At 61.0% G+C, this 20827-nt stretch carries 22 protein-coding genes and 5 pseudogenes; 15 read left to right on the top strand and 12 right to left on the bottom strand.

Going from position 1 to position 20827, the window contains the following annotated elements; all coding sequences use genetic code 11:
• Nucleotides 1–72: 72 nt before the first annotated feature.
• From NKH98_RS31650 to NKH98_RS31630, 5 genes are all read right to left on the bottom strand, one after another.
• The gene (locus NKH98_RS31650; RefSeq protein WP_352904154.1) at nt 73–1005 is read right to left on the bottom strand and encodes a hypothetical protein; all 933 of its coding nucleotides are present in this window, start codon (nt 1003–1005) and stop codon (nt 73–75) included.
• Complete coding sequence (locus tag NKH98_RS31645; protein ID WP_352904153.1) at nt 980–1360, bottom strand: hypothetical protein; 381 nt, start codon at nt 1358–1360, stop codon at nt 980–982. The genes NKH98_RS31650 and NKH98_RS31645 overlap by 26 nt, the downstream gene beginning before the upstream one ends.
• 12 nt (nt 1361–1372) lie before the next feature.
• Nucleotides 1373–2083 carry a hypothetical protein gene (locus NKH98_RS31640; RefSeq protein ID WP_352904152.1) on the bottom strand — a complete coding sequence of 237 codons (711 nt, stop codon included), beginning with the start codon at nt 2081–2083 and terminating at the stop codon, nt 1373–1375.
• A 231-nt stretch (nt 2084–2314) separates the two neighbouring features.
• Nucleotides 2315–3010 carry an SMC-Scp complex subunit ScpB gene (scpB, locus tag NKH98_RS31635; protein WP_352904151.1) on the bottom strand — a complete coding sequence of 232 codons (696 nt, stop codon included), beginning with the start codon at nt 3008–3010 and terminating at the stop codon, nt 2315–2317.
• Nucleotides 3011–3012: 2 nt separating this feature from the next.
• A complete protein-coding gene (locus NKH98_RS31630) occupies nt 3013–3969 on the bottom strand; it encodes a DUF1403 family protein (protein ID WP_352904150.1) in 957 nt (318 codons plus the stop codon).
• A gap of 169 nt (nt 3970–4138) precedes the next feature.
• On the opposite strand from NKH98_RS31630, the gene NKH98_RS31625 reads away from it, so the two are divergent.
• Genes NKH98_RS31625 through NKH98_RS31615 form a run of 3 tightly spaced genes read left to right on the top strand, consistent with a single transcriptional unit; the run spans nt 4139 to nt 5912 of the window.
• On the top strand, nt 4139–4396 hold the full coding sequence (locus tag NKH98_RS31625; protein ID WP_031195575.1) for a type II toxin-antitoxin system VapB family antitoxin: 258 nt from the start codon (nt 4139–4141) through the stop codon (nt 4394–4396).
• Nucleotides 4396–4782, top strand: coding sequence for a type II toxin-antitoxin system VapC family toxin (locus NKH98_RS31620; RefSeq protein ID WP_352690994.1), 387 nt, complete (start codon nt 4396–4398; stop codon nt 4780–4782). Before NKH98_RS31625 ends, NKH98_RS31620 begins: the two co-directional genes overlap by 1 nt.
• The gene (locus NKH98_RS31615) at nt 4779–5912 is read left to right on the top strand and encodes a site-specific integrase (protein WP_352904149.1); all 1134 of its coding nucleotides are present in this window, start codon (nt 4779–4781) and stop codon (nt 5910–5912) included. The genes NKH98_RS31620 and NKH98_RS31615 overlap by 4 nt, the downstream gene beginning before the upstream one ends.
• 670 nt (nt 5913–6582) lie before the next feature.
• Here NKH98_RS31615 and NKH98_RS31610 read toward each other — a convergent pair.
• Nucleotides 6583–6972 carry a B3/B4 domain-containing protein gene (locus NKH98_RS31610; protein WP_352904148.1) on the bottom strand — a complete coding sequence of 130 codons (390 nt, stop codon included), beginning with the start codon at nt 6970–6972 and terminating at the stop codon, nt 6583–6585.
• A gap of 152 nt (nt 6973–7124) precedes the next feature.
• Between NKH98_RS31610 and NKH98_RS31605 the strand changes: the two are divergent.
• Nucleotides 7125–8106: pseudogene (locus NKH98_RS31605) on the top strand (IS5 family transposase).
• A 203-nt stretch (nt 8107–8309) separates the two neighbouring features.
• Here the strand turns inward: NKH98_RS31605 and NKH98_RS31600 are convergent.
• Nucleotides 8310–9281: a LysR substrate-binding domain-containing protein gene (locus NKH98_RS31600; protein ID WP_352457357.1), complete on the bottom strand. Its 972-nt coding sequence runs from the start codon at nt 9279–9281 to the stop codon at nt 8310–8312.
• Nucleotides 9282–9403: 122 nt separating this feature from the next.
• On the opposite strand from NKH98_RS31600, the gene NKH98_RS31595 reads away from it, so the two are divergent.
• The 8 genes and pseudogenes from NKH98_RS31595 to NKH98_RS31560 all read left to right on the top strand — a co-directional run bounded on the left by NKH98_RS31595 (nt 9404) and on the right by NKH98_RS31560 (nt 14556).
• Nucleotides 9404–9871: an ATP-binding cassette domain-containing protein gene (locus tag NKH98_RS31595; RefSeq protein WP_352541522.1), complete on the top strand. Its 468-nt coding sequence runs from the start codon at nt 9404–9406 to the stop codon at nt 9869–9871.
• Between the two features lie 35 nt (nt 9872–9906).
• Nucleotides 9907–10647: an amidohydrolase family protein gene (locus tag NKH98_RS31590; RefSeq protein ID WP_352904155.1), complete on the top strand. Its 741-nt coding sequence runs from the start codon at nt 9907–9909 to the stop codon at nt 10645–10647.
• Between the two features lie 35 nt (nt 10648–10682).
• Entirely contained in the window at nt 10683–11435 is a 753-nt protein-coding gene (locus NKH98_RS31585; protein WP_352904147.1) for an SDR family NAD(P)-dependent oxidoreductase, read from the top strand.
• A gap of 19 nt (nt 11436–11454) precedes the next feature.
• Complete coding sequence (locus NKH98_RS31580; protein ID WP_502894354.1) at nt 11455–12294, top strand: transketolase; 840 nt, start codon at nt 11455–11457, stop codon at nt 12292–12294.
• Entirely contained in the window at nt 12291–13313 is a 1023-nt protein-coding gene (locus NKH98_RS31575; RefSeq protein ID WP_502894352.1) for a transketolase family protein, read from the top strand. The genes NKH98_RS31580 and NKH98_RS31575 overlap by 4 nt, the downstream gene beginning before the upstream one ends.
• Before the next feature lie 106 nt (nt 13314–13419).
• Nucleotides 13420–13706: pseudogene (locus NKH98_RS31570) on the top strand (transposase); the annotation flags it as partial.
• A gap of 71 nt (nt 13707–13777) precedes the next feature.
• Nucleotides 13778–13933, top strand: a pseudogene (locus NKH98_RS31565) (ATP-binding protein); the annotation flags it as partial.
• A 266-nt stretch (nt 13934–14199) separates the two neighbouring features.
• Nucleotides 14200–14556: a hypothetical protein gene (locus tag NKH98_RS31560; protein WP_352453730.1), complete on the top strand. Its 357-nt coding sequence runs from the start codon at nt 14200–14202 to the stop codon at nt 14554–14556.
• Nucleotides 14557–14694: 138 nt separating this feature from the next.
• Here the strand turns inward: NKH98_RS31560 and NKH98_RS31555 are convergent, their stop codons facing one another.
• On the bottom strand, nt 14695–15663 hold the full coding sequence (locus tag NKH98_RS31555) for a glycosyltransferase family 10 domain-containing protein (RefSeq protein ID WP_352493678.1): 969 nt from the start codon (nt 15661–15663) through the stop codon (nt 14695–14697).
• Between the two features lie 536 nt (nt 15664–16199).
• On the opposite strand from NKH98_RS31555, the pseudogene NKH98_RS31550 reads away from it, so the two are divergent.
• A pseudogene (locus NKH98_RS31550) lies at nt 16200–17319 on the top strand (site-specific integrase).
• A gap of 242 nt (nt 17320–17561) precedes the next feature.
• Here NKH98_RS31550 and NKH98_RS31545 read toward each other — a convergent pair.
• Nucleotides 17562–19223: a tannase/feruloyl esterase family alpha/beta hydrolase gene (locus NKH98_RS31545; RefSeq protein WP_352904146.1), complete on the bottom strand. Its 1662-nt coding sequence runs from the start codon at nt 19221–19223 to the stop codon at nt 17562–17564.
• Between the two features lie 191 nt (nt 19224–19414).
• On the opposite strand from NKH98_RS31545, the pseudogene NKH98_RS31540 reads away from it, so the two are divergent.
• Nucleotides 19415–19732, top strand: a pseudogene (locus NKH98_RS31540) (integrase); the annotation flags it as partial.
• A gap of 2 nt (nt 19733–19734) precedes the next feature.
• Here the strand turns inward: NKH98_RS31540 and NKH98_RS31535 are convergent.
• Together NKH98_RS31535 and NKH98_RS31530 are read right to left on the bottom strand one after the other, a co-directional pair.
• Nucleotides 19735–19992 (bottom strand): aminopeptidase, encoded by a 258-nt coding sequence (locus tag NKH98_RS31535; protein WP_352453904.1) that lies wholly within the window; start codon nt 19990–19992, stop codon nt 19735–19737.
• A gap of 56 nt (nt 19993–20048) precedes the next feature.
• Nucleotides 20049–20201 carry an aminopeptidase gene (locus NKH98_RS31530; protein ID WP_352453905.1) on the bottom strand — a complete coding sequence of 51 codons (153 nt, stop codon included), beginning with the start codon at nt 20199–20201 and terminating at the stop codon, nt 20049–20051.
• A 334-nt stretch (nt 20202–20535) separates the two neighbouring features.
• Here NKH98_RS31530 and NKH98_RS31525 point away from each other — a divergent pair, with 334 nt between their 5' ends.
• Nucleotides 20536–20679, top strand: a complete 144-nt coding sequence (locus NKH98_RS31525; protein ID WP_352904145.1) for a hypothetical protein — start codon at nt 20536–20538, stop codon at nt 20677–20679.
• Here the strand turns inward: NKH98_RS31525 and NKH98_RS31520 are convergent.
• On the bottom strand, nt 20654–20827 hold a 174-nt coding region (locus NKH98_RS31520; protein WP_502894353.1), incomplete at its 5' end, for an ATP-binding protein. The genes NKH98_RS31525 and NKH98_RS31520 overlap by 26 nt on opposite strands.

Here is a 20827-nt window from a genome sequence, read left to right as displayed (position 1 = left end):
ACACTCTCTCCACGGCATCAACACCTCCCGGCAAAAACCGAAAAGTGTTACCTATGTGTCCGGTACAAATCGTCACCTATGTCTCGGGCCGCTCAATGCGATCGGCATTGTTGCCAGGTTTCCGGCATAAGTTCGCCGCTGGTGGCGCCGGTCCTGGTATTTGCCTCGATAGTTGAACAGCGCCAGCAGCTGCACTTCCAGAAGCCACTGGGATGCGTCCCATGCATCGTAGCTGTCCAGATCATATTTGAACGGCGTCGAGTGGGTGACACCGTTGCGAAAGTCGGTCAGCAGAGAAAATCCGTCCCGGGCCGGCTGCCCCTTCTTGGCTTTCAGGCGCTTTCGCAGGAGCTCTGACTGGTCGGTCGGATCGCCCTCGATCTTGAGCAAGCGGGTACAGGCCCGGATTTGCTCCGCCAGGCTGACGTTCCTGAGCATCGACTGAGTCCAGCCTCCCTTCGTCCCCAGGACGTAAGCGGCTAACGTTTCCAACGCGGCTGCAGACATGATGACCGCAGTTTCCGCAGCGTCGGCGCGGGAGAGGTTCGCAATCTTGTAGTAGGCGAGCGCCCGCCCGATGCCACGATGGGCTTCAGACAGCTGGAAGGCCGCCATATAGCCGGAAAAGAGTGCCGGCAAGTTGTCCAGGATTGCCCAATGGTACCAATTTTTTGGCGCGTCCAGCCGATCGGCTCGGCTGAAGCCAAGGGAGCGGAAACCGTCCCTGGCTGCGTTCCGGACTTCGCCGTATCCGACCCTGGTGCCTTTGATGAACCCAAGAAAATCACAGACATGGCCGAGGAAATCGTATGCTTTCTTGGCCCTTAGGGGCCGCCCGTCCAGCGAACGCAGCTCAATACGATGGGACGTGGTGCGCATCAGCGGCGGACGCGTGCCTGCGCCTATTATAGCATGGAAGTGATCAAAAGGCCGCACGATTGCTGCCAGATTGTCGGCCTGCAGCTCGATCTCGACGGCTTTAGGGTGAATCGATGGACCGTTCAAAATGACGGCCCCCGCGCAGGCCCTCGATTTTGCCCGTCAACTCCAAGGGCGAAAATCGGGATGTCGCGACAAAATCTTCACGTCCTACAACATGATACCGATGCTTCATGATCAGAAACTCGGCCGTCGTGCCTCCCTCGAAAGTGACTTTGAGATCCTGATCGATCCTTCTGAATCCGCCCCCGAGACTTCCTGTCCATGTCAGTTGAAGGTCGAGGTGCTCATCGAGCCGCAGCGAAGCATCCCGGAACTCAAACGGCTTGCCGTCTAGAGTGATGGCGACAACCTTGTCGGGCTGCTCGATAGGCCCGTGCGGCTTGCCCTCATAGAACGATGCGTCCTGTTCCGCGGTCAACCGCCCCTCCCCTTACGAACCAATCGACTGCGCGATGTCTGCCTGGAGCCGTGCGAGCTCGCCTGCGGCTTCCAGCCGCCGTTTCGCTTCGGCGCTTTCGAAGACGAGACCGATGAACATCGTCCGTTCGTAGAACCGCAACAGCCATCCAGATTCCAGTCCGGCGCTGTCCTCGATCCGCCCGTAGCGGTAGGTGAGAATGTCAGGCTCGGCGTCCGTGGCTTGCAGGCTTAAGACGATCTCGTCAGGCACGTTGGCCTTCAGGACATCCGCGAAGACCTCGTCGTCACCCACCGCGGACCGCAAGCCATGGTGGTGGCTCAAGCCCCTGACGATCTTGCGCAGCGTGCACAGGATCCTCGGGTCACGCCCCGGATAAACCTGGTACCGGTTGCTGGGGTCCCGCAGCACCGGCTGCATCAAGGCATACATGTCCAATGCCCGCCTTCGGCCATCGACTTGCCCGAAACTGCGCCTAATCGGCCCGTCCCATAACTCCTTGACCGCAGCGTTCGCGTCGCCGGCAATGCTGACGACGTTCCTGAAATGCGCATCATCGTCCGAGGTCCCGTTGTTGCAGGTCCCGCAAGTCGGGATCACGATGCGCTGGAAGCGGCTATTGGCCTTTGAATCCGGGTAGAGCCCGCGAGGCACCACGTGCTCCCGCGTGACCAGTCGCAGTTCTCCGCACAGTGCACAGTGAGCCGGGCGCCGCTTGGCCATTGTCAGATCCTTGAACCAGATCCACTCACTCTGCCATGGCTGGCGATCGCCGCGGTAGGTGCTGGAGGCCCTCGACCGCAAGCTCCCCACAGATTTAGTTGGCTGCGGGTGGGCCCCCTCCGAGATCGCCGACCAGATTGAGCGCCTCTGTCAGGAACTGCCCCTTGTCCGAAAAACGCCAATATATTTCGGACACGCAACTGCCAGCGGCTGCTTCGTGCCAGCGGACGGTCAATCCTCGATCTCTGGATCGGCGTTTTGATGATTGGAAGGAAAGTCGGGCATGATGTCGCCGGCCAGGAGCTTCTCCTTCGACAGCAGCCCAGCATCCTCGAGCGACTCGAAATCCGGCAGCTGGCGCAGCGTGTCGAGCCCGAACTGCGACAGAAAATTTTTGGTCGTTACATAGGTATAAGGCGCCCCCGGCTGCGGGCTGCGCGGGCCCGAGGCGATCAGTTCCTGCGCGCGCAGCACGCCGATCAGATCGCGCGACACCTCCTTGCCGAAGAAGGTCGACAGCTCTGCGCGGGTGATCGGCTGGAAATAGGCAATGCACATCAACACCAGCGCCTCGGATTGCGACAATTCCTTCGCACCCTGCCCCGCAGGTGTACCGAATGCGGCGTGGATGATGTCTCCGAAGGCTTTCTTGGTCCGGTGCTGCCAGCCGCCGGCGACCGCGACCAGCTCGTAGGGGCGGCCGGCGAGCTCGGCGCGGATGTCGTCGATGATCAGCTCGAGATTGCAGTTCCTTCCCACCACCCGCACGAGGACACTACGTGTCACCGGTTCGCTGGCGGAAAAAATCACCGCTTCGACCCGGGCCATCCATTCGCGCCAGCGCAGTTCCGCCGGCAGATGTTCCAGTTCGGTGTCGAGCAGCGCCGGCTGATCGTTTGGATTGCGGCGGGCGGACGCTTCGCTCATCGCTACAGCCCGAACAGCCGGAATGTGGTGCGGCCGGAAAGCTCGCGCACGGCCTCGAGCTGTTGCAGCCGGTCGAACAGGCGCCGCGCCGCAAACCGCGACAGGCTTTTGGTCGTCAGCGACCCGGACACGGCGTCTTCACTGAGCAGCAGAAAGATTACGTCGCCGGCGCCTTTGGCTCGCAGTTTCGGCGCCACCGCCAGGAGTTTTTCGGCCCGGCGCGACAGCTCGGCGGCCAACCGGCAGGCGTCAGCCGCCGCTTGCGCCAGCGCCAGGCACACTGCCCGCTCAAACCCTTTTTCGCCTGGCCGGATCCGCTTGCCGCCGCCAGACTTGGACCGAAACGCCGGGCCAAAAGCGTGTGCCATCAGCAGCGGCAGCGGTCGCGGCCAGCGCAGGTTTTGCGCTAGCACCAGGTCGGCGAGCCACCAGCCAAAGAGCTCGGCATCGGGACGCATGGCGGCGACCTCAGCGGCGATTGCCGCCGCGGCGAACGGCGCCGGCCGCCCCGAGCGCGCCAGGTCGTCGATGTGTTCACAAACCGCGGCCAGCGCCTCAACGTCCCAATGGAGACCCATCTGGTCGACGATCTTTTCGAGCTGATCGGCGCTGGCGGCGGGCGGCTGCCCGGCCAACTGCCGCCAGGCGCCAAAGGTGGCGCCGGCGGGGCCCGGATCGGCTCCGGCCTCGCGCAGATGCCATGCGTCGCGCAAGGCGGCCTCGTCCTCCGAGCGCCCGGCCAGCCGCATGCTGGCGGCAGCGCATTTCAGCGCCAGCCGCTGGCGCCAGGCGCCGGCCCAGCCGGCTTGCGTGCGCGCGAGCGTCTCGAGCGCGCTCAAGGCGGCGCCGGCACAGAAGGCGGCGCCGGCGTCGGTGACGACAGCGCCGTTGGCCAGCGCCCAGGCCGGGACGACCGGCTCGAGAACGGGAACGGCGGCGGCGGGGTCGAGGCGAATCATGATTTGGAGGGTAAAGTGCCGGTGCGCTTTTCGCCATGATTTTCATGCCAAAACGCACAGGCCGTCGGACCAGCACAACGAATGATAATGTTGCATTATCATTCGTTGTTTACGAGGGCTAGGGAACCATGGTAGAATACGCCAGAAAGGTAGAATTTTGGAGTCTTTCGTGTCCCTGAACATCAAAAATCCGGCCACCGTGGCTCTCGCCGACGAACTCGCACGCCGCCAGGGTATCAGTAAGACAGCAGCCATTCATCAGGCCCTGAGCGAGCGCTTGCATCGCTTGGGCTTTGGAGAGACCGCTCAGGAGCGTCTGCTGGCAGAATTGCGCGCCATCCGAGAAAGAGTGGCACGATTGCCTGAACTGGATAGTCGCAGCGACGAGGAGATCATCGGGTATGACGAGCATGGAATCCCTAACTGATGGTGATCGACACCTCAGCTGTTGTAGCGATCCTTCGGAGCGAGCCTGAGGCAGCAAGGCTGGAACGAGCGCTGGTCTTGGACCCAATCCGTCTGGTCCCGGCAACCTGCGTGCTCGAGGCACGCATGGTGCTGGTCAGCAGGCGCGGCGAACACGCATTGGCCGAGATCGATCTTTGGCTGCGCAAAATCGAGGCCGACATCATTCCTGTCGACTCCGAATTGGTTGATCTGGCGACCCAGGGTTGGCTGACCTACGGCAAGGGCCACCACCCGGCGGCGCTGAATTTTGCCGATTGCCTGTCCTATGCTTTGGCAAAGCGTGCGGATGAACCGCTGCTTTTCATCGGCAAAGACTTCTCCCAAACGGATATCGAAGCGGCATGAGCATGGCTGGCGACGCGCAACGATCATCCGCTGCTTCCGGCGATGACGACATGCCCGACATCGTCGATATCGTCATGCAGATGGGCGATGCCGACCTAGCCTCGTCCCCTCCCCTTCCAGCCATTGCCAATCCCAGCCTGCCTGCGCATCTTGAGGCGCTCGCCGGCCGCGCGCGCGATTATATCGAGGCGGCGAGTTCGGCCAACACGCGCCGCGCCTACGCAGCCGACTGGAAGCATTTTTCGAGCTGGTGCCGGCGCCAAGGCATCGAGATGTTCCCGCCCGATCCTCAGGTCGTCGGGCTCTATATCGCCGCCTGCGCGTCAGGTACGGCCACTGGCGACAAAAAGCCCAACACCGTTTCAACCATCGAGCGCCGGCTTTCGTCGCTCTCCTGGAATTGTGCCCAGCGCGGCCAGCCGCTGGACCGCAAGGATCGGCATATCGCCACGGTGATGGCTGGCGTTCGCAACACCCACGCCTCCCCTCCCCGGCAGAAGGAAGCGATCCTGCCTGAGGATCTGATCGCCATGCTCGAGACCCTCGACCGCGGCACGCTGCGTGGTCTGCGCGACCGCGCCATGCTGCTTTTGGGTTTCGCCGGCGGCCTTCGCCGATCCGAAATCGTCGGCCTCGACGTCGGCAGGGATCAGACCGAGGACGGACGCGGCTGGGTCGAGATTTTTGCCGATAAGGGTCTGCTTGTCACATTGCGCGGCAAAACCGGCTGGCGCGAGGTCGAAATCGGCCGCGGCTCCTCCGACGCCACCTGCCCGGTGGTCGCTCTGCAGACCTGGCTGAAGCTGGCGCGGATCGGCCATGGCCCTTTGTTCCGAAGGGTAATAGGGCAAGGCAGAGCCGTCGGTGCCGATCGCTTGAACGACCAGGAAGTTGCGCGGCTGGTCACGCGCACGGCGCTCGCCGCCGGCGTGCGTGGCGATCTGTCGGAGGGCGAACGCGGTCAAAAGTTTGCTGGCCATTCGCTGCGCGCCGGCCTCGCCTCGTCGGCCGAGGTCGACGAGCGCTATGTGCAAAAGCAGCTCGGTCACGCCTCGGCCGAGATGACGCGAAAGTATCAGCGCCGGCGCGATCGTTTCCGCGTCAATCTCACCAAGGCGTCCGGGCTCTGAAAAGCCCCCCTCCCTGCCCCGTTTTGTCCGCTGGGATGAGGTGGTCAGATCTCAGGCGATAACAATACCTCATCGAGCACAGCGAGCGCTGTATCCAGACTATCGGCGGCCGACGCTTCGTAGTCAGGTATGATCATCAACTGCGTTATGGCACGCCCCACAAGAGGGCATCGCGATAAAAGTACGCCAAACAACGCTAAGGGAGAACAAGCGGTGATCTGATTTCGTTCGACGCTCGTTTTCGAGAGCCGTTCTGGGTCGTTCGCAATCAACTGTGTAGGCCAGCGGAGCGAGCAAGGAGCGCCAGATCCGGACAGGGCTGAGTGGGGTGTTTCTCCGAAAGCTGGGCCATGCCCTAAGGGACACGAGATGTAGTGGACTCGTCGATCCGCGCGGTTTCGATTCGCACCCGGGCACAACGCTTGGATAAGTCCATCAAATGCTCTCCGGTGCCCGTCATCTGTATAGCTGACATTGGGCCGAGGGCTTCCAGCACGAGCCACATGGCGCGGGTATCGACCGTGACCCATGGTGCGCCGCCCCTGCCGCCAGTTCCAGCGGCGGCACGTGACACCGGAATCATCGCACCAGATGACTTCGCCGGGTTCGGGATGCTCGGTTACCATTTCACCTTGCTCGATCGTGTCGAATGGCTCCGCTCCCTTCGCAATTAAAAGTCTCGGGACCCCTGGTAGAGATCGAGATCTTCCCCGCCAATCGGAAGGCCATACAACACGCTGACGGCATTGTAGGCATCAACCAGTGGGGAAATCCGCGGGAGAGAGCCATCTTTCCGCACCCGCTTGAGAAGCGCGGCGGCCGAGCACGGCGTTCGATTGGCCTTTGTGCCGAAAGCCTCGTAGGCAACGGCCCACGCCGCAAGACGCGCGTCCCTTTGGGCGTCATCGCGAAGCGCCGCCTGTTCCGCCGCCGCAATCGTGTCGTTCAACGCCTGTGCATCCGGCACGTCGATTTCAGCGTTCCGCACCACAATGCTGATCAGATGAAAATCCGGGTAGCGGGCCTTGATCTCGGGGTCAATCAATGGCGTGAAAGACATGGGAAGCTCTTTTCTCATGGGGAGGCTTTGCGCTGCGGGTCGTTCGGGAAATGTATGAAGAAAGGTGCTTGTCGAGGCGTTGGTGCGTGGAACAATTTTTCAAGGGTTTGCCGATAGGCAGGCGAGATCGCCAACGACATGATCTTCGCCCGATGCCCTACAAACACAATGCCAGCCGCCGTCACCGAGGCGCGAAGATGAAATTCAAGGTGACAAACTGGCCGGAATACGAGGCGGGCCTTCGGCGGCGCGGCAGTCTGACGCTGTGGTTGACAGAAGAAGCCTTGGCCAGGTGGCATGCGCCGCGAAGAACGACCCGCGGCGGCCAGCCCCGCTATTCCGATCTCGCCATCGAGGCGGTCTTGACACTGGGATGCGTCTTCGGGCTTCGTCTGCGCCAGAGCGAGGGATTGGCGACCTCGCTGCTCGATCTGATGGGGCTTGATCTACCGGTTCCCGATCACACGACGCTAAGCCGCCGGGCGAAGATATGGGAACCATCGGCCAAGCGGCAGCGGCATCCGAGGACGGTCCGCTGCATGTGCTGATCGATAGCACCGGATGAAAGTCTACGGCGCCGGCCAATGGCTGGAAGACAAGCACGGTGCCAGATCACGCCGGACCTGGCGCAAGCTGCATTTGGTTCTCAATGCCGACAGCGGCGAGATCATCGCCCATTGTCTGACCGACTAGGACGGCGACGATCCCTCGCAGGTGAAGCCGCTGCTCGACCGGATCGACGCAGAGATCGACCAATTCACGGCCGACGGAGCATATGATGGCGGTCCCACCTACTGCGCGGTGCTGCAACACAGCGTCACCGCAAGGATAGTCATCCCGCCACGTTCAACGGCCGTGGAGAGTGATGACACCGGACCACCCGGTCAAAGGGACGGTCACATCACGGCGATCGCCAATGATGGAAGGCTGAATTGGCAGGCGTCCACCGGCTATGGCAAGCGCGCCCTGATCGAGACCGCCGTCGGGCGCTACAAGGGGCTGATCGGACGTCGCCTGCGAGCCCGCTCCTTTTCGGCTCAGCAGACCGAGGTCGCCATCGGCTGCGCCGTTCTCAACCGCATGACGGCGTGCGCACGCCCGGAGTCCGTTCGCTGCCCGGCAAGGCCGACATAGCAGGCGGCATCAAAGAGCTGATTGTGCCTAATGCCACATTTGTGCACCAACGCCTTGTGGCGCGGGCAGCCACAGGCACAGGCTACGCGGAAAATGAAAAGCGGGGCCAACCCATTCGCTTGCACACAGCCTGCGTTTTGCCAGCTCCTCAACCGCAACGTGCTGTCAATCTTCGTCTTGCCATGTCTTGAACGCCGAACTGTTCACGCCATTGGCGCCGCTTTGTCATCCCGTGCCCCGAAATGAGGCCGTCGTTCGAACGATATGCGCAGTTGCTTATCCGCCAGAAACCGGCGAGCCAGATCGGTGTCGCGCTTACCCACGCGTGACACCCAGTCCGAAAACAGGCGAACCGCGCGCCGGTTCATATGCCGCGAAGGACAGACCAGCCAGTATCCCGGAAACTCGATGACCTCGAACTCTATCGAGACCGGAACCAGAGAACCCGACACCAGGTCCTCGAATGCGATGGATGTGCTTTCCAGGACCACACCTGCACCGTCCTTCGCCAGTTGAACCGACATTGACGAACGGTCGAAACGATAGGGATACGTCATGCGGGCGCCCTGGATACCGTTGCACGGCAGCCAATAATCCCACCGGAAATAGGCCTTCACACTGTCGATCAACCGCGCATGGCGAAGCTGCTCGCGCGGATCCGGTGAGATCGCGCGCAGTTCGGCAAGATAGGAAGGCGAGCACATCGGCAGGATCAGATCGTTGACGACGCAATCCGAATAAAGGCCGGCCCAGCCGCCGTCGCCATAACGAAGATCGAGATCGATGACCTCCGTTTCGAAATCCGAGAAATTGGGCGTGGCGTCGACGCGCAAATTCCAGCTCGGATAGCCCTTGCTGAACTCGGCCAACCGCGGCGCCAGCCATTTCTCGCCGAAGGAAGGACTGACGCGCAGGCTAAGCTGGAAGCTTTCGCGCTGCCGCACAATGGCATTACGCACCTCGCGTATGGATTCGAAAGCCTGGGTCGTGGTCTGGAAGAGCCGCTCACCGTCGATCGTGAGCGAGAGATGGCGCTTTTCGCGCTGAAAAAGCCGCACCCCGAGTTGGTGTTCGAGCAGCCGCAGCTGCTGGCTAACCGCCGAAGGTGTCACCTGCAATTCCTGAGCGGCCTTTGCCACGCCGCCGAGCCGCGCGACTGCCTCGAAATGCGTCATCGAATTGAACTTGATGTCTGACCTCGTCCTCGTCAGTTAAGCTCAGCTACACAGAATGTTAAGAAACGAAAATTGAGCCGAATGTCAATCGGTCGCACAGTGGTCCCGGAAGGAGATACAGGATGGAGCCGAGTTCAACCCAAAGCTTGGGTAGCGCCGGCAACGTGCCGGGAGTTGGACAGGTATTGACCAGGAAGCCCCTGATCGAAGCTGCGAATATCGAGAAGAGTTATGACGCAACCCGTGTCCTGCGGGGTGTGAGTTTTCAGGTCCGGGCCGACGAAATCCACGCGCTCCTGGGCGGCAACGGCGCCGGCAAAAGCACTCTCATCCGCATCGTCACAGGGCTGACCTCACGCGAAGCCGGCGAGATTGGCTTCGCCTCGTCGAAGGCCGACCACAACAGCCCGATCATGGCGGTGGTGCATCAGGAGCTGGCGCTGTTGCCCGAGCTGTCCGGTCGCGGAAAACATCGGCATTGTGCATGCGAGGTCGGGCTGGTCGCAGATCAGCCGTCGCCGCACGCGCGAAACTGCGCTCGGAGCGCTCCAGCTGATCGACCCAGCGATCGGCGAAGCGATCGTCGATAATGCCGGCACGCAAATTGTCCCTCCACGAAGGCCAGATCGTCCAGATCGCTCGTGCCCTTTCCACCGGAGCCGAAGTGCTGCTTCTCGATCCCGGCGATCCGGTTGGGGAAACGCGCTGGCTGCAGGAGATCGCCAACAAGCGAGGCTTTCCGCATGGCATCGTCGGCTATGCCGACCTGTCCCAACCCGACGTCGGCGACCTCCTCGACCGCCACATGGAATATCCGAACTTCCGCGGCATGCGGCAGCCGATGAATTATCATCCCGACCCCGCCAAGACCTATCTGGCGCGGCCGGAGGTCAGTCGTACGCCCGAATGGCGGCGCGGCTTCCGGGAGCTGGCGAAGCGCGGGCTGAGCTTCGACCCGCAGCTCTACTATCCGCAGATGAGCGAGTTCCTCGAACTGGCGCGCGACTTTCCCGACGTGCAGATTATTCTCAATCACACCGGCATGCAGGTCGACGGCGCCGAGCATTTTGGCGCCTGGAAAAAAGGCATGCACCAGTTAGCGCAAGCGCCGAACGTCGCCTGGATCTCGGGCCTCGGCATGGGCGACTGGACTTGGACCACGTTCTCGATCCGTCCTTATGTCGAGGAGGCGATCGCAGTCTTCGGCGTCGGCCGCTCGATGTTCGCGACGAACTTCCCCGTCGACAAGCTGTTCTCGAGCTTCGACGCCATTTTGAACGCCTTCAAGGAAATTACGATCGCCCACCCGCACGAGGAGCGGCTCGCGCTGTTCCATGACAACGCCGCCCGGTTCTACCGACTTTAGATCGCCGGCAAACAGAAATAGCAGGAGAGTTCGACTTGTTGCTGAAGGGCAAGGCCGTGGTGATTTCGGGGGCCGCGGGCCCCCGGGGAATTGGCCGCTCCACGGCAGCGCTGATGGTACAGCACGGGGCTCGCGTTGCAATACTCGACCTCGATGACGGGCAAGCGCGTGACGCCGCTGCGTCGCTTGGACCCGACCATATCGGCCTTGCGTGCAACGTCGCGGACCTCGACGCCTGCAAGAGGGCGGCGGCGCAAGTGACAGAAACCTTGGGCAGGATCGATGTGCTCTGCAACAATGCGGGCGTCACGCAGCCCGCAAAGACACTGGATATCGGCCCGGCTGACTGGGACCGCATGCTCGATGTCAACCTACGCGGCGTGCTCTATCTCAGCCAGGCATTCATCCCGAACATGCGCGAAAATGGCGGCGGCTCGATCATCTGCATGTCGTCGGTTTCGGCCCAGCGCGGCGGCGGCATCTTCGGTGGCCCGCACTATTCGGCTGCCAAGGCGGGTGTTCTGGGGCTTGCCAAGGCCATGGCGCGCGAATTCGGGCCCGACCGCATCCGCGTCAACTGCGTCACACCGGGCCTGATCCAGACCGACATCACTGGGGGCAAACTGACCGAGGCCATGCGCGCCGACATCATCAAGGGAATCCCGCTCAGCCGGCTGGGCGACGCACGCGACGTCGCCGGCGCCTATCTCTTTCTGGCGTCCGATCTGGCCAGCTACATCACCGGCGCCGTGATCGACGTCAACGGTGGGATGCTGATCCATGGCTGAGAGGACACCGGATCTTGAGATGCCTCGCGCTGGCAGCAATGTCAGCCTGGCCGAACGAGCCTATCGTATCCGCCGACATGCCGTCCGGATGGGTCAAGTCCAGGGCCAAGGTTACGTCGGACAGGCACTGGGTATCGCCGACGTGCTTGCCGTCGCCTATTTCCATGCGCTTCACTACCGGCCGGACGACACGCTGTGGGAGGGACGCGACCGCTTCCTGCTGTCGATCGGACACTACGCCATCGCGCTCTACGCGGCGCTGATCGAAGCGGGCGTGCTACCGGAGGAAGAGCTCGAGACCTATGGCAGCGACGATAGCCGCATGCCGATGTCCGGCATGGCGGCATACACGCCCGGCATGGAGATCACCGGCGGCTCGCTCGGTCACGGCCTTGGCATCGCTGTCGGTATGTGCATGGGGCTGAGGCGCAAGCAGAGCGACAGTTTCGTCTATAACCTCCTGTCCGACGGCGAACTCGGCGAGGGTTCGACCTGGGAAGCGGCGATGTCGGCGGCCCACCACAAGCTCGACAATCTCATTGCCATCGTCGACTTCAACAACCAGCAGGCCGACGGTCCATCGACGGCCATGCTTTCCTCCGAGCCGGTGACAGACAAGTTCGAGGCGTTCGGCTGGCACGCGCAGCGCGTCGACGGCAACGACATCGAAGCGGTCCGCGTGACCTTCGACCTGGCGCGCGGGCTGAAGGAGCCTCGTCCACGTGTGATCGTCTGCGATACCCGCATGGCCAAGGGCGTGCCGTTCCTGGAAACCCGCGACATCACGCATTTCATCCGCGTCGAACCGCATGAATGGGCGCTGGCGCTCGAAGCTTTGGAGAAGGGACGCCCACAGTGAGGCTGTCAAAATTCGCGCCGCGCCACGCCGCCAATGCCGGTGAGCGCAAGACCACCTCGGCGATGATCGCGTCGATCGCGCCCGATGGCGTACCGACACGCAATGCGCCGTTTGGACAGACACTGGCCAGACTGGCGCACCAGCGGCCCGGGATCGTCGGAATGACGGCAGACCTCGCGAAATACACCGATCTCCATGTCTTCGCACAGGAGCATCCGGACCGCTTCTATCAGATGGGCATGGCGGAGCAGGTGCTGATGAGCGCCGCCGCCGGCTTGGCGCGGGAGGGTTTTACGCCCTTCGCCACCACCTACGCCGTCTTCGCATCGCGACGTGCCTACGATTTCATCTGCATGGCGATCGCCGAGGAGAAACTCAATGTGAAGATCGTCTGCGCCTTACCGGGGCTGACGACCGGCTACGGCCCCAGCCACCAGGCGACGGAGGACATCGCGATCTTCCGCGGGATGCCGAACCTGACGATCATCGACCCTTGCGACGCGCTCGACATCGAACAGGCCACGGAGGCGATCGCGGACTACAACGGGCCGGTCTACATGCGGCTTTCGCGCGGTAAGGTTCCTGTCGTGCTCGACGAAGACGACTATACATTTGAAATCGGCAAGGCGCGAATGCTGCGCGAGGGCGCGGACGTATTGTTCATTTCCAGCGGCCTGATGACCATGCGCGCGCTGGAGGCCGCGAAGGCGCTTGAAGCCGACAGGATCGGCTGCGCCGTTCTGCACGTTCCGACGATCAAACCTCTGGATACGGAGGCGATACTCGCTGCCGCGCGCCGTTCGGGACGGCTGGTGGTGGCGGCGGAGAACCACACCATCATTGGTGGCCTTGGCGAAGGCGTTGCCGCGCTGCTGATGCGCGAGAGAGTGACCCCAGTCTTTCGCCAGATCGCCCTGCCCGACGAGTTCCTCGACGCTGGCGCGCTGCCGACGCTTCACGATCGCTACGGGATCTCAACTTCCGAGCTCGTGCGCCGCGTCCGCATTTGGAGCGAATGAGAAGTAAGAGCTCTCCCCACACAACAGTTGAGTCATCGACCTTGACCTTGCCCCTCTTATCTAATCCGGTTTGAAGTTCGTTCTGGCCCATCGAGAGGACCAGGACATGAAACGTAGCCGCTTCTCTGAAGAGCAGATCATCGGAATTTTGAAGGAACATGAGGCCGGGGTATCGGTTGCCGATCTGTGCCGCAAGCACGGGGTCAGCGACGCCTCGATTTACAACTGGAAGGCCCGCTTCGGCGGGATGGATGTCTGCGAGGCTCGGCGACTGAAGGCTCTGGAGGACGAGAACACGCGGCTGAAGCGGCTTTTGGCCGACGCCATGCTCGACAATGCCGCGTTGAAGGATCTTGTGGGAAAGAAATGGTGACGCCCGCGGCCAAGCGGAAACCTTTCCAGCGACCAGATCGATCAACTTCAACGCCGACTGCAACGGACCAGGCGATCAAGGAAAGGTGCATCATGAAGCATTCGCGGAGCCGACAATAGCCGACGCCATTCTCGACCGGATCATCCACAACGCCCATCGCATCACCCTCGAAGGCGACAGCATGAGAAAGCAAAAAACACCGCCGCCCTTGACCGGCGCCGAAAACGGCGAAATCAATCGCAAATGACTTCAACCAGGCAACCGAGCGCCGACCCCATCCTGCTGTCCGCGAATTAGTGAAACTGCTGTCCGCGATTTAGCGGAACGACTGTCCCGTTTTTGCGAAATACGCACGTCCGACGCAGCTTGCGTTGACAGAGGCGGTTTTACGCGCAGTTGCAATAGCACTTCCGCCGGCCTATTTTTGTGGAGTTCAATTGTGGTTCGGCCAAGGGCGCTTTGGGCGCCGGACCGGCCCCGTGTAAACCTCATTAAAGAGAGACGAACCCTGCCATGGAAGAATTCTTATCGCGCATCGCCACTGGTGCCGGCATCGGCCCGGCTCTCGCAGAGAAGGCCGTTGGGTTAATGCTGGGTTTCCTGCAACGCCACGCGGCCGACGGTCCCGTTGCGCGCATGATCGCGGCCATTCCCGGAGCTTCGGAATTAGTGGCGAAGTATCATGGCAACGACCCAGAGGGCGGAGGCGGCCTCATGGGGCTCGGCCAGCAATTGATGAGTGAGGGTCTCAGCATTCTAAAGATCGCCGCCATCGCCAACGAGACGATCGCCTTCGCCAAGGAACATGCCGGCGACGAACTCGTGGACGAGGTCCTCAATTCCGTTCCTGGCCTTCCCCAGTTCGTCTGATCAGCGGCAGCCGGGGGCGCATGACCTCGTGCGCCCGTGCCGGCCCGTCTGCGCAGGTAGGCATTCTCCGCCGAGCGCTCCGTACCGATCTCGCCAGACCACCAACCGCCGGGCACGCGAAGCGAGCGTTGGAGTACTTCATTCGTCTCTCCCAAAATCGACCGCAGGCGAACCGATGTGTATAACTTCCGGCGGTAAGGGTTTATCGTGAACGCTTTCGATGAAGCCCGCGAGATAAGCAAACGTATTGTATTTCTCAAGAACCAACCGCTTCGCCTCTTGTATTGCGCCGCGACGCTCCTTCCAGAGGTCCGAGTCGATGATTTCTTGAATTTTTTGGATTACGTTCTTGTCCTCTGGGTCAATCAGAACCATTGAGTCGGAAGGGAAGAACCTCGTGATTGCCGGGCTGCCGTAATAGATCGGCATTGTTTCAGCAACGAAGCAGTCCATAAGCTTCTCTGTAAAATAGTAATCAGCACGAGTATTCTCGAAAGCTATACTGTAACGGTACGGTGCGAGTGCGTCCCATTTATCTCCAATCAGCCGAAAACCTCGGCCGAACAGGTCAAAATCGAGCTCCTCTCTCAGCCGTTCCAGAAACGCCAGCCGATATCGATGCCCTTTAAGCAGGGCGATGTTACTGGTAATCCATGAGAGCCGAAGCGGCTTGTCCACGACTTCGCTGACCAGAAGTTGGTCATATGTCTTTGTTACAGACCAAGACCGAGTGATAGGTGGAGACAAAACGAATCGGCGCTCTGCATTCTGCCGAGCAGCCAGCTCTGCGTCAGACGTCAGGACGATGGTATTTTTCCCCTGCCCTTCATGAAATGCGCGATGAGCTTTCGTCGGCGGTTCGCCGATTGCAAAAATTGTCCTGTTTGGACTCGCTTCGATATCAACAGGGAGCCCAAAAATAGAAGCAGAGTTAAAGACAATATGCCAATCGGGCGCGAAGGATGTCCTGCGTACAAAAGCGACATTGTTCCAGATTCCACTGCCCTTTGGAGTGAGATGGTGGATTGCATCATCCAAAACGCCCCAAGAATCCAGACATGTAGCAACAATGGGCGCCGGACGTTCCGTCAACAATTTGGTCGACAAAGCAGTTCCACCCCATTCACTTCCGTTGGACCGGGAGCAACTCGTGCATCGGGCGCAAGACCTCTCTGCGCCTGAAATAGCTCGCGATCCTGATCGGTATCAAACACACGATTCTGTGCGACTTCGCGATTCTGTGCGACTTCGCGCCATTCGACAACTCATCTCTAAGACCGCGGGAATCCCTTCACTCGTGAAGGTACTCAATCGCCATTTCGGATTGCGGTAAGATTGGGCAGCATAAACCTTCCGGGACCCGCTGTCGAGGCAATTGTCGCTTTGCACCTAACCAGGTTCTTCCTCACTTTGTGTGGTGATCAGGCCGGTTGAGTGGCAGCATGCGTGCCCTCTAAAATATGGAAGTTGACTACATTCTTATTATTAATCGGGATATACGACCAGTTTAGAGGCGGCTCGCCTCTCACAGGCGACGTTTGCAGCGGCGACGGCAGATCGAGATATTGGCGGGTTGATGCCGGGGCTTTGTCCGAAATCTGTGGTCCGATTTCGGACGAAGTGACGGTCAAGATGTCCGAAATATGCTACGAATTTCGGACAAGCTTCACACACAAAGCGCCGCGGCTTTGCCCGACATCATCGATATCGTCATGCAGATGGGCGATGCCGACCTAGCCTCGTCCCCTCCCCTTCCAGCCATTGCCAATCCCAGCCTGCCTGCGCAGCTTGAGGCGCTCGCCGGCCGCGCGCGCGATTATATCGAGGCGGCGAGTTCGGCCAACACGCGCCGCGCCTACGCAGCCGACTGGAAGCATTTTTCGAGCTGGTGCCGGCGCCAAGGCATCGAGATGTTCCCGCCCGATCCTGAGGTCGTCGGGCTCTATATCGCCGCCTGCGCGTCAGGTACGGCCACTGGCGACAAAAAGCCCAACACCGTTTCAACCATCGAGCGCCGGCTTTCGTCGCTCTCCTGGAATTTTGCCCAGCGCGGCCAGCCGCTGGACCGCAAGGACCGGCATATCGCCACGGTGATGGCTGGCGTTCGCAACACCCACGCCTCCCCTCCCCGGCAAGGAAGCGATCCTGCCCGAGGATCTGATCGCATGTTCGACCCTCGACCGCGGCACGCTGCGTGGTCTGCGCGACCGCGCCATGCTGCTTTTGGGTTTCGCCGGCGGCCTTCGCCGATCCGAAATCGTCGGCCTCGACGTCGGCAGGGATCAGACCGAGGTCGGGCGCGGCTGGGTCGAGATTTTTGCCGATAAGGGTCTGCTTGTCACATTGCGCGGCAAAACCGGCTGGCGCGAGGTCGAAATCGGCCGCGGCTCCTCCGACGCCACCTGCCCTGTGGTCGCTCTGCAGACCTGGCTAAGACTGGCGCGCATTGCGCACGGACCGCTGTTTCGGCGCGTTGCTGGTCAAGGCAGAGCCGTCGGTGCCGATCGCTTGAACGACCAGGAGGTCGCACGCCTGGTCAAGCGCACGGCGCTCGCCGCCGGCGTGCGCGGCGATCTGTCGGAGGGCGAACGGGCCAAGAAATTCGCCGGCCACTCACTGCGCGCCGGCCTCGCCTCGTCGGCCGAGGTCGACGAACGCTATGTGCAAAAACAGCTCGGCCATGCCTCCGCGGAGATGACGCGAAATTATCAGCGCCGGCGCGATCGTTTCCGCGTAAATCTCACCAAGGCGTCCGGGCTCTGATGCCCCCGTTTTGTCCGCTGGGATGAGGCGGTCAGATCTCAGGCGATAACAATTACCTCATCGAGCACAGCGAGCGCTGTGTCCAGACTATCGGCGGCCGACGCTTCGTAGTCAGGCATGATCATCAACTGCGTTATGGCACGGCCCACAAATTCCGGGTTTAGCTTTTCCAACCGATCCTTGGTCCGGGAGACCTGTTCCGGGAATGCGCGCAGATTGAAGCGAACAAATGACGAGGTCTCTTATCCCCGACACGAATAGCTCGCGATCTCATCGGGATTTCCCTTACCGCCATAGGCAGCTTGAGTGGGATAAGCGCAGATCGGCTGGTGCTTGCCGGGGAATGCCTTGCTGCCAGCCGCGAGAGAATCCGGAGCCTTGTCTTGGTTTATCCAGCCCTCGATGGCGGCCAAAGGATCAAAGTCGTCGAAGGCTTGGCCATCGCCGCAGTGGGTCATCCCCGGGATTATGAACATGCGCACGAAACGGCGAGTCGCTTCCAAATCGCCGCCGCTTGTGACCTCGACGACTTGCTTGTACCAGCGCACCAGATCGTTGGCTGAGAAGACCGGATCGGAAAGTCCCTGAAACAAGAGCAGCTTTCCACCGTGGGCAGCGAAGCTGGCGAGATACGTGCCGGTCGCATCATTGAGCTTGGCCGTATCCGCAACGCGTGCCGGATCCTTGTCGAAGTCGAACTTCAGGGGGTCAAAATTCGGCGCCGGGGGCGTCATGAAGTAGTATTGAAGCGAGCGGGCTCCCAGAACGATGTTATTTGCATCCGACTGGGAAGTGGGGGAATTGCCCAGCTTCCACATTCTCCAGTCCGCGCCCGCAACGCCCGTATCATATGGCCAATCGCTGTAAAGCTTTTCGCCATCGGAGCTTTCCGGACCCGCGAACGCGCGGCTCATGGCCTGCACTTGACCAGCCGTGAGGCAGCTGTCCGTCTTATCGCCTTGGCAGGACAGGACCTTTGGGTCGAACCGGCACTGCTGCCAGGCGTTGATGACGCCATCCTCAATGCCATCGCGGGCATCACAGGCAGCGAGAACCGCCTTGGCGACGATGTTCAGATCCTGCTGGGAGAAGGCGCGGGATAGAATGGGATGGCCGGCCTCATCCTTGGGAGCGATGCTCATGTACTGGCGAGTATCCCAGGCTTCGGCAATGTTGGCGGCACTGAGACGAAAACCCGGGCTACCTGCAACAATGCCGTCGAACTCGAGCGGATATCGCTGAGCCGCTATCAACGCCTCACGACCGCCATTCGAGCATCCCATGAACACCGACTTTTTCGGAGCCGCCCCATAGAACTTGGCAATCACCTGCTTCGAGACAGAAGTGACTTTGCCAATGGAGGCGTACGCAAAATCAATGCGTGCGGCTTGATCGACCCCGAAAGCCGGATCGGGGCTTGGGTGCCCGCCATCCATGCTTACAACAGCGTAGCCGCGCAAGAGCCCGGGAGCCGCGGTCGAGTTCCGGCAAGGAATGGTCCCGACGGCCGGCGCCAGGAAGCCATCAACTGCGCCGCCGCCCTGGAAAAGGAACATGTCGTTCCAGGTTGTCGGAAGACGCACCTCAAACCGGGTGCCATATGATTGACCATCGACCCCCTGGCGTTTCCCGATAACACCTCGGACAAGGCAGTGCCCGCCCACTTTTACCGCCTGAGGCGAGGCGCCGGTGAATGCAGTGAAGGGATCTGCGGGGATCTCCTGCGGCTTTTGAAGGCTAGCCTCGGTAAAGATCACGCTTGGAATTTTGAGCTTGGCGATGGACCGGCACGCCTGATCCGACGCGTTTGCCGCCAGTGCAGGCGCACATACACATATGATCGCCAACATCAGTGTCAGCGTGCACCCGCGGTCCCGCAGCTTGAGCCCGTTAGCCAAGAACATACCCATCCTCCCTGGATGCGCCCGATAGCCCGAAAGCTGATCGCATTGGTAGCTAGTTGTGAGCTTTCAGTAGGTTGTCCATCCGGTCCGAACCGGGAAAGCTGAGATTGTCGAAGCTTCAGTGACTCCAGGGGGACCGGATGAACATCCATAAGAATACCGGTCTGACGCCGCTCGGTCGAGAGCGGATTTTTTGCGCCTGGGCGCGCCGGCAGCACCTCGACGTGTTGCCGCCTGATCCGCAGACCGTCGGCCTCTACATCACGGCCTGTGCATCCAGAAAGGTTACAGGAGACAAGAAACCAAACTCTGTGGCGACGATCGAGCGCCGTCTCTCCTCCCTGGCGTGGAATTATACGCAGCATGGCGAGCCGCTCGATCGAAAGGACCGCCATATCGCCACCGTGCCCGCCGGCATCCGTAACAGCCACGCAAAACCGTCTGTGCAGAATGAGGCCATACTTCCCGAAGACCTGATCGCCATGCTGGAGACGGTGCTCCGCAAGACCCATCAGGTCGCCCCAGGCCAGAGCAACCGGCTCGTCCCCGGGGAGGACGAAACGGTCGACCACTCCGCTTGTTCGACTTGTGTTCGGGCGACTATCCCGGCTTCTATGCATCGCGCTTCGGCGCGGCGAGCTTTGTCCAACGCGCCAAGCCTTTGAACCGAATCGCTGTAGACGGAAGTCGCGGCGAGCTTCGCGTTGTTGATCGGAGCATCGAACCAGGCGTCGTATCCGCGGTATCCACCCCATCGTCTGTCGCGCAATCTGTTGGCGAGCGCGTCCTCAGCCGTTCGATCGAGGCCGTCTTTGCCGCAAACTATTATATGGCGGCCGCCGATGCCATTCGGGCGCGCAATATCTCAGGGGTTGAAGGATCGTCGATCAGTTTTCCGATGTCTTGGCGGGCCGCGATGATCTGCACATGACCCTGCAAAGATTGCGCGTAGTAGGAAATACTGGTGCAACTGGTCACCCCAGGCGTCAGGATAATCGTAGAACCAATCGAACGAATGCACGCATCGCGGTTTGCCTACAGCACTGCTCTCCTGTCCCGATAGCGCAAATTCGCGGTTACCTCCGGCCACGAACAGTCGGGCCAATTTTATTTGTAGGTTAGACCTTCGTCCTCGGCAAGATTGGCCAAGCGATGACTCGCTGCTGAATTGCCGGCCCACGCGTGATGAGCGCGAAGGCGTCAGGTGCCCCCGCCGTCAAGACTCAAGCCGCAACGTAATCAGGCGGGAGTGCCTTCCGCTAGGTGGGGATGGACTGGCCGCCGAAGTCAGAAGCAGCAAGCCTGGAGCATAATGGAAGACCTCGACCATGTGAAGCAGGCCGCGAAGCGCGTCCGGGCCTATTTGCAGCCACCTGCTCAAAACCGCCATGAAGCCAGCCGCCAGCCTGCCATGTTCGACGGCAATCGTTTTAGCTTGCTGCCGCCGACCGTTTGAAAACGATGGTCACCTTCGTCCCTTTGTTGGCGCTGGACTCGACAGCTAGCTGCGCCTTGGCGTTCTCGGTCAGCGATCGCGCGATCAGCGCTCCGAGCTTGCCTGGCTTGGGCCACATCTCGCCTTCCGGCAGGCCGATTCCGTCGTC

The sequence above is a fragment of the Mesorhizobium sp. M0833 genome, from assembly GCF_040319905.1.
GTDB lineage: Bacteria > Pseudomonadota > Alphaproteobacteria > Rhizobiales > Rhizobiaceae > Mesorhizobium.
Note: the sequence above shows the minus strand (reverse complement) of the source record. Positions and strands in the feature narration are given on the sequence as shown.